This is a genomic window from Bacillus cereus (genome assembly GCF_002567495.1).
Taxonomy (GTDB): Bacteria; Bacillota; Bacilli; order Bacillales; family Bacillaceae_G; genus Bacillus_A; species Bacillus_A cereus_AQ.
Map to the genome: position 1 here is coordinate 44,414 of NZ_NVAP01000042.1, position 17,623 is coordinate 62,036.

Consider the following 17,623-nt stretch of genomic DNA (forward strand, 5'->3'; position numbering starts at 1 on the left):
ATTAGAAGGTGCCACGTCTTTTATCCCGCTATTTGTGGGCAGTAAGGCCCCGATTAATCAGCGTGGGATGAACACCCCCCACTGATTAAAGCTTCACTTTATCATGAGTCTATATTGTATATGTAGACAAGCATTCATTTCAAATTTTCGTGTTAAAAAGAAATATGTTTCGGAATTTCCCCTTCAGGTACTTCTCCATCCATACTCAAGTAATAATGGCGAATCGGACGTAAATTTTCGTCTAATTCATAAACAAGCGGGATGCTAGTTGGAATATTTAATGAAACTACACCATCACTTGAAAGGTTATCCAAGTATTTTACTAGCGAGCGAATTGTGTTACCGTGTGATGAAATAATTACTTTATTACCACTTTTTAATATCGGCGCAATTTCTGAATGCCAATAAGCAAGTACTCTCTTCTCCGTATCCTCTAGACATTCAGTTAACGGAAATTCACCTTTTTTGAGTGTTTTATATCTTGGATCAGTCGCCCCATATCGAGTATCGTCTTCAGTAAGAGCCGGAGGCCTTACATCAACACTTCTTCTCCAAATATGAACTTGCTCCTCACCATATTTTTGCGCAGTTTCATCTTTATTCAACCCTTGCAATGCACCATAATGTCTTTCATTTAGCTTCCAAGATTTATGTATTGGGACCCAAGTAAGATCCATCTCGTGCAGTACAATCCATAATGTTCGAATTGCTCGTTTTAATACAGATGTATAAGCAACATCAAACGTATATCCGTTTTTCTTTAATATTGCTCCTGCTTCTCTCGCTTCACTTAATCCATTCTCTGATAGATCTACATCTGTCCATCCAGTAAAGCGATTTTCAAGATTCCATAAACTTTGTCCGTGACGAATAAGTACAAGTTTTATCATTATAATTCCCCTCTCGGAAATGTGAATTTTATTGTTCCATTGCGTACACGTATAAAGTATCTAGTAATGTATCTTTTTATCCATTCACTCTATGACCAAACCATAGTTGCCAAATGTATGGATAAAATTTGTTCTTTTTCAAACGATAAAAACAGAAGTTTTTCATTATTTTTGATCGACTGGTATTTCCCGTTTTGATATCCAAGCATCAAAACCTGATCGACTATTTGCCATTTCATTCATAACTTGATGCCAATTGTCTTCACATGATTCACCAAATTTTGAAAAAATAGCACCCATTTGTTGTCTTTGTACATCACTCAGTTTTTTCTCTAAATCTGCACCTTTTTCTGTTAAAGACAACTGTTTTACACGTCGATCATGCGTAGCTTCATTACTCTCAATTAAGCCCTTTTCCACAAGTTGACGTAGCGGCCCGTGGAGAGCTTGTTTACTTATTTCTAATAGTGATAGTAACTCATTTACACTTATCCCTGGAAAACGTGCAATAAAAAATAAAATTCGATGATGTACTCGTTGAATGCCATATTCTTTTATAATTTCATCTGGCTTTTCAGTAAATGTTTTATATGCAAAATAAAATAATGCTAATGCCTCATTCATCTGTTCTTCTTTATGTTGTGTCATCTACTTTCCCCCTGTATGTAAATTATACCACAATCTAGTAATGAATATTTTAATCAATACTCTAGAACCGCTTTCGTTTATTACAAAAAAGTAAAACCATTAGGAGATGAATCGCTTGAAAAAACAATATACTGTAAGTACATATTTATTGGATAGACTAAAGGAATTAGGAATTGAACATATATTTGGGGTTCCTGGTGATTATAATCTTGCCTTTTTAGATGATGTGTTAGCACATGAACATTTAAAGTGGATTGGCAATTGTAATGAATTAAATGCAGCATATGCAGCAGATGGGTACGCTCGCATAAAAGGAATCGCTGCTCTTATTACCACTTTCGGTGTCGGAGAATTAAGTGCCATTAACGGTATTGCTGGCTCATATGCAGAAAACGTACCAGTTATAAAAATCACAGGTACGCCACCAACAAAAGTAATGGAAAATGGAGCAATCGTCCATCATACGTTAGGCGACGGAAAGTTCGATCACTTTTCCAATATGTATCGAGAAATCACAGTGGCACAAACAAATGTAACACCTGAGCATGCTGCTGAGGAAATTGACCGTGTATTACGTGCATGTTGGAATGAAAAACGCCCTGTTCATATTAATTTGCCGATTGATGTGTATAATAAACCAATTAATAAACCTACGGAACCAATTTTATATAAACCGATTTTAAGTAATAAAGAAACGCTGGATAAAATGCTTCTACATGCCACTTCAATAATAAATAACGCCAAAAAACCTGTAATTTTAGCTGATTTTGAAGTAAATCGATTTCACGCTAAAGAAAATTTACATCAATTCGTAGAAAAAACTGGGTTTCCCATCGCGACGTTAAGTATGGGAAAAGGAATATTCCCTGAAAAACACCCTCAATTTATAGGGGTTTATACTGGTGATGTAAGTTCTTCGTACTTGCGAAAAAGAATAGATGAATCTGACTGTATTATTAGTATCGGTGTGAAGTTAACTGATACTATAACAGGCGGCTTCACACAAGGTTTTACGAAAGAACAAGTTATAGAAATCCATCCCTACACTGTGAAAATTATAGATAAAAAATACGGGCCAGTTGTAATGCAGGATGTTTTACAACATTTAAGTGATTCAATGGAGCATCGTAATAAAGATACCCTTGACGTTAAGCCATTTATTTTAGAATCATCACCTTTTACTGAAGAGTTCAATCCAAAAGCACAAATGGTCACACAAAAACGTTTTTGGCAGCAAATGTACCATTTCTTACAAGAAAACGACGTCTTAATTGTAGAGCAAGGAACACCTTTCTTTGGTAGTGCTGCTATCCCTCTACCTAATAACACTGCATATGTAGGTCAACCGTTATGGGGATCTATCGGATATACACTGCCCGCTCTACTTGGTACACAGCTCGCCAATTTATCACGGCGCAACATTTTAATTATTGGTGATGGTTCTTTCCAAGTAACTGCCCAAGAGTTATCAACTATACTACGTCAAAATTTAAAACCGATTATATTTTTAATCAATAACAACGGCTACACTGTTGAACGTGCCATTCACGGCCAAAACCAACTTTATAATGACATACAGATGTGGGATTACAATAAACTATCAATGGTATTTGGATCAGAAGAAAAAAGTCTAACATGTAAAGTAGAAAATGAAGCAGAATTAGCAGGAGTCTTAACAAATATAACTTTTAATAAGAATCAACTTATCTTTATTGAAGTTATAATGAGCCAAAGCGATCAACCTGAATTGTTAGCTAAACTCGGGAAAAGATTCGGTCAGCAAAATTCTTAATATAAAAGCATAACCTAATTATACAATTGGTAGTGTAAAACTTGTTTTGAGAATAGTTTCGACACTCAAAATACATAAGGAAAAGGATGGAAAGTACCATCCTTTTCTATTTTAAGAGCATTCTTCGACTAACAACGCCCCGTGCGACAAGCAAAAATTCTTAATCCATCTTTAACTTTATAGCTTTTGTAGCAATAAATGTTTTAATATGCTTATCTAATATCCTTGTTCCACCAAAATCATCCTCGTAAAAACCTGTTATAACAAAACCAGCTTCAATTTGGCCTTGGATTTGGTCTTCTAAAGTATGCGCATATTCTATTGTTTGATTTGAATCGATGTAATCTTGAACTTCATCCTCTGGTAAATAATCCAATGTTGATGAAGGAATTGAATGTTTAACATCAAGAATACCTTTTTGTTCTTCGTTATCATCAAAAATCCATAGTAATGGATTTGTAAATCCAGAAATAAGAATACCTTTATTCTTTAAAACCCTTGAAACTTCATTCCATACAAGATGAACATCTTTTACAAACAAATTAGAAACAGGATTTACAACAATATCAAAATATTCATCCTCAAAATCACTAAGGTCTGACATATCTCCTTGTACTGTTTTTAAAGTTAAACCGTCTCGTTTTGCAACCTTTTCATCTTGTTCCAATTGCTTCTTAGATATATCAGTAACTGTCACATCTGCTCCAGCAGCAGCTAGAACTGGTGCTTGTTGTCCGCCACCTGATGCTAAGCAAAGTATCTTTAATCCATCTAATGATTTTGGAAACCACTCCCTAGGAACTGATTTTTCCGTAGTGACTGTAATCTCCCATTCACCTGATTTGCTTTTCTCAATAACCTCGCTACTTACAGGCTGTGTGTATCTAGAACCTTCTTCAACCTTCTTATCCCATGCGTTACTGTTTTGTTGTGTAGTATCCATTGCGATTATTCCTCCTAACGATCTAGTTGTATTTTAAGTGTAAGCTTATTAACCGTTCATGCTTTCCTTTTTCCATTAACCTGCCTGATAGTTCATACATAGTTATCTATATTTATATTAACAGATAAACGATAACAATCACTAAAAATTCTAAAAAGACAAAAAATATACATCCATTCCATTCATTTAAAATAACCGTAGAATTGGTGAGTTATAAACCACTCACTTACACATAAAAAGGCGTTCCAAACCTGTTGACAGTTGGAACGCCTTTTTTAATGTTATTTCATTTTTCAAGCTCTTAACTGAACCCATTAAACAAATAAGCAACGATTTTTCTTTTTTATTCAGCAAGAGTTAACTGCCAAGACACACCATACTTATCATTTAACCAACCAAATTTTTTGCTAAACGGATAAGAACCTAAAGGCATAAGAATTGCTCCACCCTGCGCTAGTTTATGAAAGACCGTTTCAATTTCTTCTTCTGTCTCACAAGTTACATAAAGAGACATAGCTGGAGTGAATGTAAAATTATGATTTACATAACTATCAATACACATAAACTCTTGGCCATTTAGCGTAAAAGTTGCATGAATTACAGTTCCCTCTTTACCAGGTCCATTTTCATCGTAGCGAGAAATACTTACAATTTCTGATTGATCAAATAGCGACGTATAAAAATTCATCGCTTCCTCAGCTTTGCCCTCAAACATTAAAAACGTAGTAATTTTTTGATTTGCGTTACTCATATGGAGACAGCCCCTTGTTATGTATTTATGTAAAACATACGTCACTCAAAAACCGAACGTACATTCTCATGAATATATTGTCTATAAAAACGATGAGTTTGTCAATTATCTACTTTATTATTTCTTCTTAAATAATGCTGTCCAAAGAAATGATTCTCCAAACATTTCATTCGGTTGTTTCATTTGTTTCATCCTTCTAATCTCAATTACCTCAAATTCTTTAAATATCTCTCTTAACTTTTCTTCCGAGTATGCAAGACCACCTTGTAGACTCCACCCTCTATATACATCCCAATCTGTTATTTCTAATCCATTTCGCTCATCTAAATCGCCTGCCGCAAAACATGTTAATCCGAAATAACCACCCGATTTAAATGAGTTTTTAATTAAATCCACATAATTTATTCTTCTATGCGGTGGAATGTGATGCAAACAGCCCGAATCATATACAAAATCAAATTCGTTTTGAACCTCTAAATTGAAAATTGAATCACAAATAAAATGAATTTCTACCCCTTTTGCCAATGCCCTCTCTTTTGCCCAGTTAATGCCTTCTACAGATAAATCCACTGCTGTTACATCAAACCCTTCATTTGCTAGATAAATTGCGTTTCTACCCGGACCACATCCAAGTTCTAATACGCTCCCTTTTGAAACTCTCTCTTTTTGTATATACGAAACTAGGTTCTCATCTGGAACATTTTCAAAAAACGGAACATTCTTTTCTCTATTTGCATAAAAATCATTCCAAAATGGTTCAGCAGGTCTTAATAATGCATCAAGCATTTTTAAAATATCTTCTTGTGTGTGTAACGTTTCATTTTTCATTAATACCCCTCCATGAATTAATAGTCAGAAAATTATTATATATCTTTTCGAACTTTCAAACAAAGAAAAAACCCCTACATTCAATAGGAGTTTGTGTCTTTAAAATTCAAGTACAGCTAGCCATTTTAGCAATTTCTCTTCCCATACTTTCAAATGATTATGTTCATATTTCCCCATCCGTATTTCACTAATGCTTTCTCCATCCACCATAAAAAGGACTTTTTCCGTTTTCGCTGCTACCTTTACATCATGAGTCACTTAAGAAGATTACTTTGCTGAAAAATAAAGCCGATTTCATTACGGTGTAATTTTGCTAACGTCTCTTCTTTCATACATAATATTTCTTTACTTTTCACTTTCACACTTCCTGATGACATTCGATCCATTCCGCTAATATTATATAGTACCGTCGATTTTCCAGAACCGGAAGGCCCCATGATCGAAACAAACTCTCCTTTATTTATCTCTAAATCTATATTTTTTAGTACTTCGAAATTTTTTTCAAATCACACACCTCCTGCTCTCCTTTTAGCTTTCTTGCTTCCCTTATAAAATCCATATCTATAATCAACTTCTGTAATCAAAATTACAAGTACCATTATTATTCCAGCTTTTACAAAAATACCTCTCCAAGCTTTATCGACTTGATATTTCTCTACGGCCTTTGCGCGACGCACGATAACTTTTCTAATTTTTCCTTTCTTTAAATTAGCTATTCTCCTAACTTCACTTTCTATTCAAAGAATTATTTTGTTAAAAAATTCATTTTGATTTATAACCGCTATCTTTTTCTTTTATTTCCCATTAAAATTGAGTAAAACTATTTTGATAACATAGGAGAAAGCTATGAAGCATAACATCAATCTATGGTCCTTTATTTGTTCTTTGGTTTGCGTTGGGCTATTCCGTTTATATTTTGAAATTCCACTTGAACTATTCAAATTTTTCACGGATTCATTACACATTCACCCTTTGTTTATATTACTAGTTTTAGCAATAGGAACTTTTTTTGCTGGCATTATAGGATTTTCTAAGATGAATAATTGGATTGCGATGCTTAGAAGTGTAGCAACAGTTCTACTAACACTTTTATTATCAGTTTTTTTAACACTAACTTTGATTGTTGGCTATGCATTAAGTTAAACATCGTTCTCCGTGAATAAAACTCAATATTCCGTCAATAATATAGATAGGCGATAGCCCAAACCCATTTCATGAAGTCCCTAGTCTTTCTCCTTGTTCCCCCTTGGAGAACCGAGCAGTTAGCTTTTGCTAGCTGCTCTTTTATTTTTTGCAATTGGTTACACTTACCTGATGTTTTTAACGTAATATTAAGTTATGATATAAAAGAATAAAATATATTTGGCTGTTATACCATTACCCTAGGAAACTAGGGTTTTTTATTTCTACAAAATGGAATTTTTGTAAAGTTTTAAAAAAACATCTAAATATCTACAATCCAAAACATCCAGAATATTAAATGTGCTAATATAATTATGAAGATATTTACCAACTAACTTTTTATGCCCTAGTCTTACGTACTAGGGCATATTTATTTTTTAGTGTGTAATTCCTCCCTCATCTAAAATAGCGTTTTTGTTTAAATCCATCTTTTTCAACTATGGCTTTACTAATACGTTTGTGCTAATATCCATTAGGAGATTTATATTAAAATTATTTTTGGAGGCTTTATGAATAGTCAAGACAACAATGAAACAAACAACCTCAATAGACTATTGGCAATTTTTCTAATAGTATCACCACTATTAATACCTATCGTGCTTCCTACAACCATTATTGTAGGAATGAAACAATGGATGCCTCATGACGTTGAATACCCAAGTATACTGTCACTATTGACATTATCTATTGGTTTTTTCATAGTTGGGATTATCTTCTCTTTCGTATTACGCGCTTTCAAATTATCTGAAGAAAAGCTAAAAGAATTAGGTTTCTTAGGATTTACAATTTCAATTACTAATACCCTCCTGACAATGTATGTCGGATATTTTTGGTTAGCAAAACTTAATTTCACAGCAGTGCAATTATCACCACATGCTGTATTAATCTTTGCGATTTTATCTACAATTCTTTTAGAAGCAATCTTTAAATTGATCGATAAATTTGATACATCTGATGCAAAAGAAACACTTGAATAGATATTAAAATGATTACCTTAGAGCACATATAAACATGTGCTCTTTATTCTTTTTAATCAACTAACAATTTTGTGTGACTTTAGTTCTTACATAAGACCGACTAGACACTAACATTTTTATGTAGTACAATTTCTATCAGAAAAATATTAGGAGATTTATTTATGACTTTTGAAGATAATCGTAAATTAGGAATTCAACAAGGATGTATAGTTATAACAGATCAATCACAATACCTTGTTGTTAAAAAGAATGAAAATTATTCTTTATTAAACATTGCAACTGCGGAATGTATAAACTTTGAAGTTTCACTTGAACATCTTGAAGAAATGGTCCAAGTAGATTTAAAAGAAAAAATTCAGGATATCATTCCACCAGAGAATATTAAAATCGTATCTCAAAACAGAATATAAAATGTATTTTCTAAGAGCACTTTCGATAGTGCTCTTTTTTCATGAACAGTTTCAAATAACTATTTTGTTTAAATTCACCTTAATTCATATCGACTTTTCTTAACATTCACATTAATAACTGTATAATATAATTAAACTATTTGTATGAGGGGTGATTATTATGAACTGGAAACAAAAATACAATCCAAAATATCTCTTTTACCGTATGTATAGTTATATTTATAAAGCCCTTGATGATATATCATGGTCCTTAAAATAACGCTTTTGTTCACTTTTTTGATACATTTACGAAACATTCATGTGGTATCTTCATTAAGTTCTTTTCTTTTTATAATGTCGTGTGAGATATACCAACACAGGAAGCCCTAGCCCCCCTAATCCTAGGACTTTTTTTATAAGGATTTTATGCATTTTATTATTTCCACCAACTTTTTAAATTGTATATACATAATATATAATTTTTATGTTATAATATTTTTGTGAAACATCATGTGTTTCAAATACAACATTTTTTGATGGCCTCTTATCTTTCCGTAAGAGGCCCTTTTTTCAAATAACGCTTTTGTTTAATTTATATTTAAAAAGTTCCTTTTCAAAGTTAGATCCGTTTACTTGGATCATCTCTGCCGTTTGCTGTTTTTTTACAAAAGGAGTTTTTTCTACAAATGAATCAATTGACTTTTGATTTATTTCTCCGGCATGCATTTGTACGAAGTGCGGTGCGTTTGATACTTTAAACAATTGATCCATTGAGTTCAATAGATTTATAACGTTACTTGAAGCACTGATCATTAAAAGACTTGATAACATAATATACATAAATAAAATGATAATTATCATTTTATTTTGAGAGAAATCTCTTTTTAACATTCTCCTAATCATATGAAGCTATTTCCCCTCATTCCATAATATTTTCTTCGCCACTATAGCAATTATTATCATTATGAAACTAATAGCCAATATAGGTAAATAAATTTTCATACTGAATTCTTCAAACATAAAACCATAAATAACTTGCCCAATTGGTGCCATACATTGTGACACCGCTGTTATAATTGCCATTACTTTTCCTAAGTTTTCATTTGGTGTTTTCTTTTGTACAACGGTAATTACGTAAATAGAGACGATTGTCATTATCATCGCAATTAGAATAGAAGAAAGGATAAAGAGGATAAATGGGGGATAGATTCCTAAATTAAGAATAAATGGTGCAACTGAGAGTGCCACTGGTATGACTAATAGGGCTATGATAAGCATCCAATAATATAGTGTTTTCATCTGTAACTTTTTAGCAAAGAAACCGATTGACAATGCTCCTAATATTGTAGCAAAATCAATTAATCCCATCCCAATTCCGTACATCGTATCGCTACTCTGCATAGTTACTCGTAACATAATAGGTCCTCCAACAACAAATAACGGTGTCAAAATTAAGTTTAGTAAAGCCGCAAGTAACATAGCCTTCAAAATAAAAGGTTGCTTTAAAACATAAAGAAAACCTTCTTTCATATCTTTTACAATTGTCGGTACGATATGCTCTTCTTGTATTCTTTTTATAAATGGTATTTTAATAAAAATTTCTAAAATCGCAGATAAAAAGAAAGCAAAACCACTTATTATTACGAGCATTTTCAAACCAATTATGCCGTATAGTATTCCACCTAGTACAGGCGCAACTATATTAGATAATGCTTGCACACCATTTACAATTCCATTTGCCTGCTCTAACTTTTTTTCTGGAACTAATTGCGGAATACTTGCCATAACAACTGGTGAATACATTGCACTAACGACTGCTAATAAAAACATAATTGTCCCGATTAATAGAATAGAAACAGATCCAGTAAATAACAAAACTATAAAACTTAATACAATCGCAGCGTTTATAAAATCAAAAATGACCATTACATTACGGCGATTGAAACGATCTGCTATTGCTCCGCCGAGAGGAGCTAACAAAAACGGGATACTAGTTACCGCATATAATCCTGCGAATATATCGGCACGTCCTGTTATATCTAGCACATATAATGACAAAGCAAAACGTAAAAGTGTTGAACCTAAAATAGTAATAATTTGACCACTTACCATTAAGTGAAAATCTTTCATAGAAGATTGAATACTTGCTGACATTCTTATCACATCCTTCATTTAACCTAGACCGACTGCCGGTCGATAATACTCAAACAGAAAATCATTATCTCTGTTTAATTAAAACCTCCATCATATAATCAAAAGATCCATCTTTCGCTCCGACAGATGCTTCCATCATTTTGATATAAGCTTTAGCTCTGTTCATCATTTCTTCAGGTTTCCATTGAAATAAACCATCATCAAATATGACTTGCGCTGAGGAAATTAATAGTTCAATCGTTTCTTGTGGGTATGAGGTAGAAAATATGCCTTCTTCAATTCCTTGCTCTAAAACTTCCGTTAATACAGGAGATAAATGTATAATGGATTGCACTAAACTTTTTTGATGCATTTCTGCATTATTTGGTTGATGAAATTGTTCAATCATTTTTTCTTTTACATCTCCTGATTTTGGTGATTGTTCCATTAAAATTTTAAATAACTTATCTAAAACTGGGATATCGGGATTGGAGACGATCCTTTTCGCCTTAGCGACATCCTCTTTAATAATCCTTATAATGATTTCATCCATTACTTCCTCCTTCGACTTAAAATAATGATAAAACGTCCCCTTTGCTATACCTATTTCTTTTAAAATGTCATTTACGGTTGTTTTCGTATACCCTTTCGTAAGAAACAAACGCTCAGCTGTTTCTAAAATTTCCTTTCTACGCTCCTCATACTCCTTTACAATTCGCATTCATGTTCTCCTTCCCATCAGACCGACTGTCGGTCTATTTAAATTATATGTTTAGTGAGTAAAAAGTTTCCTATTATCGTACATATACAACACCCTACTTTCTATTTCCTTTATAAATTTTAATTTTTTTAATACGGTGAATGAAATTTTAAAGGGTATTTAAATGCAATCATCCTTGTACTTATATCGATTTCGTTGTATACAAACAAAAAAGAGCCACAAGGATTTGCGACTCTTTTTTGAATACTAACTATTTAACGGCCACGTCTTTGCTGACCTTGTTTTGTACTACTTTTCTTATTACTTGGCTTATTAAATGATCGGTTGTTATCATTTCTCGAACTATTTCTTGAGCCACCTTTTGAACCACTTCTTGAACCTTCGCGGCTATCTCTTTGACGATATTGATCTGATTTCTTTGGAGCCGGCTTTGGTACCGGTTTTCCATTTTCATCTACACGTTTTATCTTCGGTTGTTCGATTATTTCTCTTTGTATTGGTGCACCAAGCGTTTTTTCAATTTCTTCTAAATGTTTTTCATCTTTCGCTGCAACGAACGTAATTGCAAGACCTGATCCACCTGCACGTCCTGTTCGGCCAATGCGGTGAATATAACTTTCTACATCTTCAGGGATATCAAAGTTAAATACGTGAGTTACACCATCTACATCAAGTCCACGAGCTGCTACATCCGTTGCGATTAAGTACTGAATTTTAGCTTCGCGGAAACTCTTCATAACTCTTTCACGTTTCGCTTGAGGTATATCACCATGAAGTTCAGCACAATTATAACCTAGTCCTTTTAAATTATCATAAAGCTTACTTGCTCTAACCTTTGTACGACAGAAAATAACTGCTAAAAATGGCTGATCACGATCCATAACAAAACGAAGTGCATCTGGCTTTGCACGATCTGTCGTCTCAATGACACGCTGCTCAATTGTATCTACCGTTACTTCTTCACTTTGTACTTGAATCATTTGCGGCTCATCCATATAACGTTTCGCCAATTTTTTAATATCTTTTGGCATCGTTGCTGAGAATAACATCGTTTGTTTACTACCAGGTGTCTCATCTAAAATATCTTCAATATCATATAAGAAACCGAAATAAAGCATTTGATCCGCTTCATCTAGTACAATCGTTGAAAGATTACTTAAATCAATTGTTTCACGTCGTATATGATCTAATAATCGTCCTGGTGTTGCAACAACAATATGTGTATTACCTTTTAATTTTCTCAATTGTTGTGCTACATCTTGCCCACCATAAATCGCTAGTACATTAATATCTTCTCTTTGAACAAGCATTTTTTTAATTTCAGTTGTAATTTGCAGGGCTAATTCCCTTGTTGGTGCAACAATTAAAGCCTGAACATCACTAGACTCTGGATCGATTTTTTCTAAAATCGGTAACACGAATGCTAACGTTTTACCCGTTCCTGTTTTCGCCTGCCCAATAATATCTTTACCTGACATAATAACAGGGATTGCCTGCTCTTGAATTGGTGTTGCTTCTGTAATTCCATTTTCACGTAATGTATGATTAAAAGTTTCACTAATTCCTAATTCTAAAAAGTTTTTCAAATAGACCACTTCTTTTCCTTATTTTTCACATTAGCTTTCATTGTACCATTTGTTTCGCCAAATATGAAAAATAAAAAAATTCTTATCTTCTTTTTTTATATTCATCCTGTACTAGATGAACAAATTCTTTTTGCTTTTTCTCAAATTTTATTAATGCTTCCATGTTAGTAGAAGACAAAATGAACTTCTTAATTTTTCTATTACTCCAAATTAAACTTGTATACTTTGTATCTTCGTGTAGCCTTCGAAACCACTCAAATTCACTTAATTTGGAAATATGATGTTTTAATTTCATGTCATTTCGAGGATAAAATAAAATTATATCCATTATTACATCAAGCAATAAACTCATCTTCTCCCCCCTATACATATATATTTCAAATTTACGGAAATATAGTTGTAGGGTGATGGAATTGAACACTACATTCATAAAGATATTTTGCATATTTTTCTTACTATATTTTCAATCGACCTCAATTATTATGGCAAAATCTCGAACAAATGTGATAAGTGAATTTAAACAAGCTTTACTCAAAAATGATAAAAAATTAATGCAGTCATATGTAACAGAAGGAGTTGAACTACCTACTTTCCAAAAGGAAAAACCTATTCATGAAATTAAAATAGTACCATCTCCAAAAGAAGATACTACAATTCTTATTTCTTATTTCAAAGGCACTAATGATGAATTTACTATCGGCTTCATTTTAAAAATAGTAACAAAAAATAATAAAATATCTCAAATCAATCAAATTTATGATGACAATCCACTTATGAAAGAAGCTACTATCGTAAAAGAATATGAAATGAAGTGTAAGGAACATATACTTACTCCTACAAAATTCCCGTTCGAAATTCACGAATTTCAAGGGTACATCTATAACGATTACTTAAACCTCCAATACTACAATGAAGATATTAATGGGATTTTAAAAATCACTGTTTCACCAGTTCAAAACAAATTAGGCTTCTATGTACATAGGGGAGCTAAGTTCTACAGTTTAAAAAATACTATAAAAGCATTATATAATCCTCATTTTGATTCAGCATATGAGCTTATCTTTCAGAAGAATGGTTTTCAATATACAATTGCAATTGGTAACAAACGCTATATACAAGAAAAATATAACGTAAAGGATTTAATTAAAATTGCAGAATCTATGAATTAAAAAAACGATCTTTTCGATATAGGAAAGATCGTTTTTTTTATTATTTTATACAGTAAGCTTTCCTCCATGATAGCAATAATACTGTGCTACTTTAAGACTTTTAATCCTATTTAAAGACTGTTCCGCCCTTTCTATTTCTAGACAAAAATTCGGATTAGCTATTACTAATTCACGATTCTCTTGAACCGCTGCATCTCCCGTAATTACACAATCTAAATTCGGAAAATATAATGAAATATGGCCCGAAGTATGTCCTGGCGTCGCTACTATTTGACATTCATTATTCAAAATCATTTGGCCATCATGTACTTTTTCATCGACGGAACTATGTTTTATATTTTTTAATTGTTGTATAAACCATTCACCAAATGTCTTTTCTTTATTTGGCATACGTTCTAACATTTCTTCAGCTTGAACCAGTCTCTCTGATTTTATATCACCATTAATATAATTTGATTCAATTTCACTGGCAATAACATTAATTTGAGGATATTTCACTTTAAAATCGTATAAAGACCCTATATGATCGTCATCATAATGAGTAATAATTATATTTTTTAAGTTTTTCATCTCATATCCATGTTTTAATATTGCATTTTCAATTAAAGGTAAAAAACTTGTATATCCTGTATCAACTAATGTTAATTCATTATGCAATATAATTAAACTTGGATAAATACATTGTTTTTGCCCGTTAAATTCGAATTCAATTGGTAGTTCTATTATTTTCATTTTTCTTCCCCCATACCGCTTATAAAATGCATAATAATAATTAGATCATCCACATACATTTTACAATATATACTATGTAACGAAACACTGTGAATCGTTGCATAATCCAGATTATATTATTTTGAACAGGTAATCCCCTATTTTTATGGAAATATATAATAAGAAAAACAATAAAATTGATTAATCTCTCACTTCTTTGTCCATCCTTTTAAAAAATCTATGTATTTGTAAAAGGAGTGTTTATATGGAGAAACAGACACTTTGGAAAAAGTTCAAAAAAAGCTCTGTAAACCTCGGTAAATCCAGCGTATATGAAAGTATTATTTTATTCTACACGATGAAAAAGAAAGAATTACCTACTAAAGCGAAATTCGTAATATTAGCTGCTTTATCTTATTACGTATTAACAATCGATTTCATTCCAGATATAGCTGCTATTATTGGGATCGGCTTATTAGATGATGTTTTAGCAATCGCTGTAGCGCATAAATATGTGATGCGCCATGCAGATGCTGAAATTCGAGAGAAGAGCAAATTGAAAATGGAGTCATTATTTACTTCAGCACAAGCATAATTAAACTATCTAGTCATTTACCTAGCTTTTTACTTTCAAAAAAGCTAACTTTAATTATTGATAGTTCTATTTAACCTTCATCATGAGAGCATTTCAGAATAAATTCCTAACTTCTCTTAGTTCTCAAACCGTAAATAAATAGGGAGTCAGCACTTGTTCCTAAGTTCTGACTCCCTATTATTTATTTTTGTATCTATATCTGTTATGCAGTTGATTCATGAAAGATTCCAGTAGAGGGATTCTTTTATAACGAAAGTCAATAATAGTGCAGATAGTTTATACAGTTGCATGCGTCCCTCTATACAAAACTGCGATTGCCACTACTATAAGAATCATACCCATAAAAGCAGGTGCGGCATGACCAAGCGATACATAGATTTGCCCTCCAATAATAGGACCAATCATTCTTGCTAAAGCTTGAATAGATTGGCTACCACCTTGAATCCTTCCTTGTTCACTAGAACCGACAGACTTTGAAAGCATCCCGTTGAATGAAGGCCCGAAAATTGAATCACCAAAGCCGAACATTAACATTCCGACGATAAGTAGTGGATACACCGAAAACAAAGCTGATGCTGCAATAAAACTGTAGCCTATAATCTCCGAAACCATCCCAAGAATTGCTATTTGTTTGTCACTAAGCTTGATTAAAAGCTTTGGCATGATAAAACTTTGTGAAACAATGTCTTGAAAGCCCAAAATTGAAAACATAAGTCCGATTAGTGCAGGTTTCCAACTGAAAGTATCCATTGTAAATTGCGTGAAAATTGCTTGTAAAGATCCGTTAGGTATCCAAAGTAAAAACGCCGAGACAAGTAACCATTTTAAATTTTTCATGGAAAGTAAGTTTGCTAGCTGTGCAAAAGGATTCAACCTTACAAAAGTAATCTCTTTCAACCTATTATTTGTGTCAAGGCTCTCTGGCATATATTTCATCCCATATACAACATTTAATAAAGTTATGATTGCTCCAAAATACAAAGGTACAGTAGCACCAAACTTGGCAAGTAATCCCCCAAGGGTTGGGCCAATGATAGTTCCCGCACCTACAACTGCACTCACCCATCCAAAGTATTTCGTTCTCTCCTTTGGAGGAATGATGTCTGCAAAATATGCGAAGATAGTACTTATGCTCCCACCTGTTATTCCTTCAATTATGCGTCCAGCAAATAGTATCCATAAAGCTCCTCCTATCCCAAAAACTAAGTACCCGATTGCAGAACCAAATAAGCATATTAAAAGTAATGGACGACGGCCATACTTATCGCTTAAAACTCCGAGTACGGGGGCAGCTAAAAACACGCAGGCCGCATATACGGACGTTAGTAGTGTAACAACTAACGCTTGTTCTTCCGTATTACTTGTATATGGCTGTACTAAGAATGGGACTACAGGCATGATGATACTGAAACCTATACCACAAAGAAATACAGAAATAAGTCCGAATAGTAAAGCATGTTTATCTATGTTTTTTTCAGTTTCCCTTTCATTTTGTGATCTAAATATAGACATTTAACTTCTCTCCTCAAAAGTTTTTGTTGCTGTGTCAACAAAATAATAACTCCGTTTTGTTGATTAGTCAACAAAAATCCGATAATAAAAAAGCAGCCTATTCTCATTAGAGTAAGGCTGCCATTTTATTATTAAAATTTCTCCCGCTATTTGCGGGCAGTAAGACCCCCACCTCAAAATTCGGCGAAAGCAAAGAATTTAGCTTTTGGGATCAACTGCCCGTTAAAGCCCGATTGATTATTAGTTGAACCTTATTACGATTTAATATGTATACCTTGTTTTTTTATTTCTGCATCCAAATGTCTACTATACTTTTCCACGAAACGAATTATGCTGTCGAATTCTTCTTCAGTTACTTGCTCAAACACGGCTTTATCCCGCTCTTGAAACTCTTTATGCAAATCTTCATGGATTTTATAAATTTCTTTCCCTTGTTCAGTAAGCCTAAAATAAATTTCTTTCTTATTTTCAGACTTTTGGTAGCTTTCAATAAGGCCTTTTTGTATGAGCTTCTTAGTCATTCTACTTATAGCACCGCGAGTCACATAAAAAGCCTCTGCAAGTTGTGTCACATTAGAATCCGCATTATTTTCAATATATTCAATGCAGTGGACTTCAGAAGACTTAAAACCTTTAAGACCCTCTTCCATCTTATCTTTATTAATCCAAACCATCTTATTATATAATTCCCTGAAACCATTCATGACCTGTTCCTCTTTATTCATGACCTGCCCTCCTAACCGCTCATTTGCACATTAAAACTATTATATTAAATTTCTGCTTACGTTTCGACAAT

The 17,623-nt window shown here is 33.0% G+C and carries 18 protein-coding genes and 3 pseudogenes; 6 read left to right on the top strand and 15 right to left on the bottom strand.

From position 1 onward, the window contains the following. Window positions 1-152: 152 nt before the first annotated feature. Window positions 153-890, bottom strand: a complete 738-nt coding sequence (gpmA, locus tag COK05_RS20155; RefSeq protein WP_098613967.1) for a 2,3-diphosphoglycerate-dependent phosphoglycerate mutase — start codon at window positions 888-890, stop codon at window positions 153-155. A 165-nt stretch (window positions 891-1,055) separates the two neighbouring features. Further along, the gene (locus COK05_RS20160; RefSeq protein WP_098613968.1) at window positions 1,056-1,538 is read right to left on the bottom strand and encodes a MarR family winged helix-turn-helix transcriptional regulator; all 483 of its coding nucleotides are present in this window, start codon (window positions 1,536-1,538) and stop codon (window positions 1,056-1,058) included. A 106-nt stretch (window positions 1,539-1,644) separates the two neighbouring features. Between COK05_RS20160 and COK05_RS20165 the strand changes: the two genes are divergently transcribed. Further along, a complete protein-coding gene (locus tag COK05_RS20165; protein ID WP_098613969.1) occupies window positions 1,645-3,330 on the top strand; it encodes an alpha-keto acid decarboxylase family protein in 1,686 nt (561 codons plus the stop codon). 160 nt (window positions 3,331-3,490) lie between these two features. Here the strand turns inward: COK05_RS20165 and COK05_RS20170 are convergent, their stop codons facing one another. From COK05_RS20170 to COK05_RS31845, 5 genes and pseudogenes are all read right to left on the bottom strand, one after another. Next, window positions 3,491-4,273 (bottom strand): class I SAM-dependent methyltransferase, encoded by a 783-nt coding sequence (locus COK05_RS20170; RefSeq protein ID WP_098613970.1) that lies wholly within the window; start codon window positions 4,271-4,273, stop codon window positions 3,491-3,493. Window positions 4,274-4,616: 343 nt separating this feature from the next. After that, window positions 4,617-5,024 carry a VOC family protein gene (locus COK05_RS20175; RefSeq protein ID WP_016081628.1) on the bottom strand — a complete coding sequence of 136 codons (408 nt, stop codon included), beginning with the start codon at window positions 5,022-5,024 and terminating at the stop codon, window positions 4,617-4,619. 117 nt (window positions 5,025-5,141) lie between these two features. After that, window positions 5,142-5,852 (bottom strand): class I SAM-dependent methyltransferase, encoded by a 711-nt coding sequence (locus COK05_RS20180; protein ID WP_098613971.1) that lies wholly within the window; start codon window positions 5,850-5,852, stop codon window positions 5,142-5,144. A gap of 99 nt (window positions 5,853-5,951) precedes the next feature. Further along, window positions 5,952-6,328 (bottom strand): annotated as a pseudogene (locus COK05_RS20185) (ATP-binding cassette domain-containing protein). 123 nt (window positions 6,329-6,451) lie between these two features. Further along, a pseudogene (locus tag COK05_RS31845) lies at window positions 6,452-6,568 on the bottom strand (DUF3983 domain-containing protein); the annotation flags it as partial. Between the two features lie 130 nt (window positions 6,569-6,698). On the opposite strand from COK05_RS31845, the gene COK05_RS20190 reads away from it, so the two are divergent. From COK05_RS20190 to COK05_RS20200, 3 genes are all read left to right on the top strand, one after another. Further along, window positions 6,699-6,995: a hypothetical protein gene (locus COK05_RS20190; protein ID WP_098613972.1), complete on the top strand. Its 297-nt coding sequence runs from the start codon at window positions 6,699-6,701 to the stop codon at window positions 6,993-6,995. Window positions 6,996-7,543: 548 nt separating this feature from the next. Beyond that, entirely contained in the window at window positions 7,544-8,011 is a 468-nt protein-coding gene (locus COK05_RS20195; RefSeq protein ID WP_098613973.1) for an epimerase, read from the top strand. 161 nt (window positions 8,012-8,172) lie between these two features. Next, the gene (locus COK05_RS20200; RefSeq protein WP_098613974.1) at window positions 8,173-8,421 is read left to right on the top strand and encodes a hypothetical protein; all 249 of its coding nucleotides are present in this window, start codon (window positions 8,173-8,175) and stop codon (window positions 8,419-8,421) included. Window positions 8,422-9,018: 597 nt separating this feature from the next. Here the strand turns inward: COK05_RS20200 and COK05_RS20205 are convergent. From COK05_RS20205 to COK05_RS20225, 5 genes and pseudogenes are all read right to left on the bottom strand, one after another. Then, a pseudogene (locus tag COK05_RS20205) lies at window positions 9,019-9,303 on the bottom strand (ABC transporter permease); the annotation flags it as partial. A 6-nt stretch (window positions 9,304-9,309) separates the two neighbouring features. Continuing rightward, the gene (locus tag COK05_RS20210) at window positions 9,310-10,554 is read right to left on the bottom strand and encodes an MFS transporter (RefSeq protein ID WP_255290343.1); all 1,245 of its coding nucleotides are present in this window, start codon (window positions 10,552-10,554) and stop codon (window positions 9,310-9,312) included. Between the two features lie 64 nt (window positions 10,555-10,618). Continuing rightward, window positions 10,619-11,254 carry a TetR/AcrR family transcriptional regulator gene (locus tag COK05_RS20215; protein WP_098613976.1) on the bottom strand — a complete coding sequence of 212 codons (636 nt, stop codon included), beginning with the start codon at window positions 11,252-11,254 and terminating at the stop codon, window positions 10,619-10,621. Window positions 11,255-11,508: 254 nt separating this feature from the next. Next, a complete protein-coding gene (locus tag COK05_RS20220) occupies window positions 11,509-12,849 on the bottom strand; it encodes a DEAD/DEAH box helicase (RefSeq protein WP_098613977.1) in 1,341 nt (446 codons plus the stop codon). Window positions 12,850-12,922: 73 nt separating this feature from the next. Then, window positions 12,923-13,192 carry a hypothetical protein gene (locus COK05_RS20225; protein WP_098613978.1) on the bottom strand — a complete coding sequence of 90 codons (270 nt, stop codon included), beginning with the start codon at window positions 13,190-13,192 and terminating at the stop codon, window positions 12,923-12,925. A gap of 55 nt (window positions 13,193-13,247) precedes the next feature. On the opposite strand from COK05_RS20225, the gene COK05_RS20230 reads away from it, so the two are divergent. Then, window positions 13,248-14,009 carry a hypothetical protein gene (locus COK05_RS20230; RefSeq protein ID WP_098613979.1) on the top strand — a complete coding sequence of 254 codons (762 nt, stop codon included), beginning with the start codon at window positions 13,248-13,250 and terminating at the stop codon, window positions 14,007-14,009. 45 nt (window positions 14,010-14,054) lie between these two features. Here the strand turns inward: COK05_RS20230 and COK05_RS20235 are convergent, their stop codons facing one another. Next, window positions 14,055-14,741, bottom strand: a complete 687-nt coding sequence (locus COK05_RS20235; protein ID WP_098613980.1) for an MBL fold metallo-hydrolase — start codon at window positions 14,739-14,741, stop codon at window positions 14,055-14,057. Between the two features lie 244 nt (window positions 14,742-14,985). Here COK05_RS20235 and COK05_RS20240 point away from each other — a divergent pair, with 244 nt between their 5' ends. Then, the gene (locus tag COK05_RS20240) at window positions 14,986-15,315 is read left to right on the top strand and encodes a YkvA family protein (protein WP_098613981.1); all 330 of its coding nucleotides are present in this window, start codon (window positions 14,986-14,988) and stop codon (window positions 15,313-15,315) included. Window positions 15,316-15,591: 276 nt separating this feature from the next. On the opposite strand, the gene COK05_RS20245 is transcribed toward COK05_RS20240, so the two are convergent. Both COK05_RS20245 and COK05_RS20250 read right to left on the bottom strand, forming a co-directional pair. Continuing rightward, a complete protein-coding gene (locus tag COK05_RS20245) occupies window positions 15,592-16,827 on the bottom strand; it encodes an MFS transporter (RefSeq protein ID WP_098613982.1) in 1,236 nt (411 codons plus the stop codon). 254 nt (window positions 16,828-17,081) lie between these two features. Continuing rightward, the gene (locus tag COK05_RS20250) at window positions 17,082-17,552 is read right to left on the bottom strand and encodes a MarR family transcriptional regulator (protein ID WP_098613983.1); all 471 of its coding nucleotides are present in this window, start codon (window positions 17,550-17,552) and stop codon (window positions 17,082-17,084) included. Window positions 17,553-17,623 lie beyond the last annotated feature (71 nt).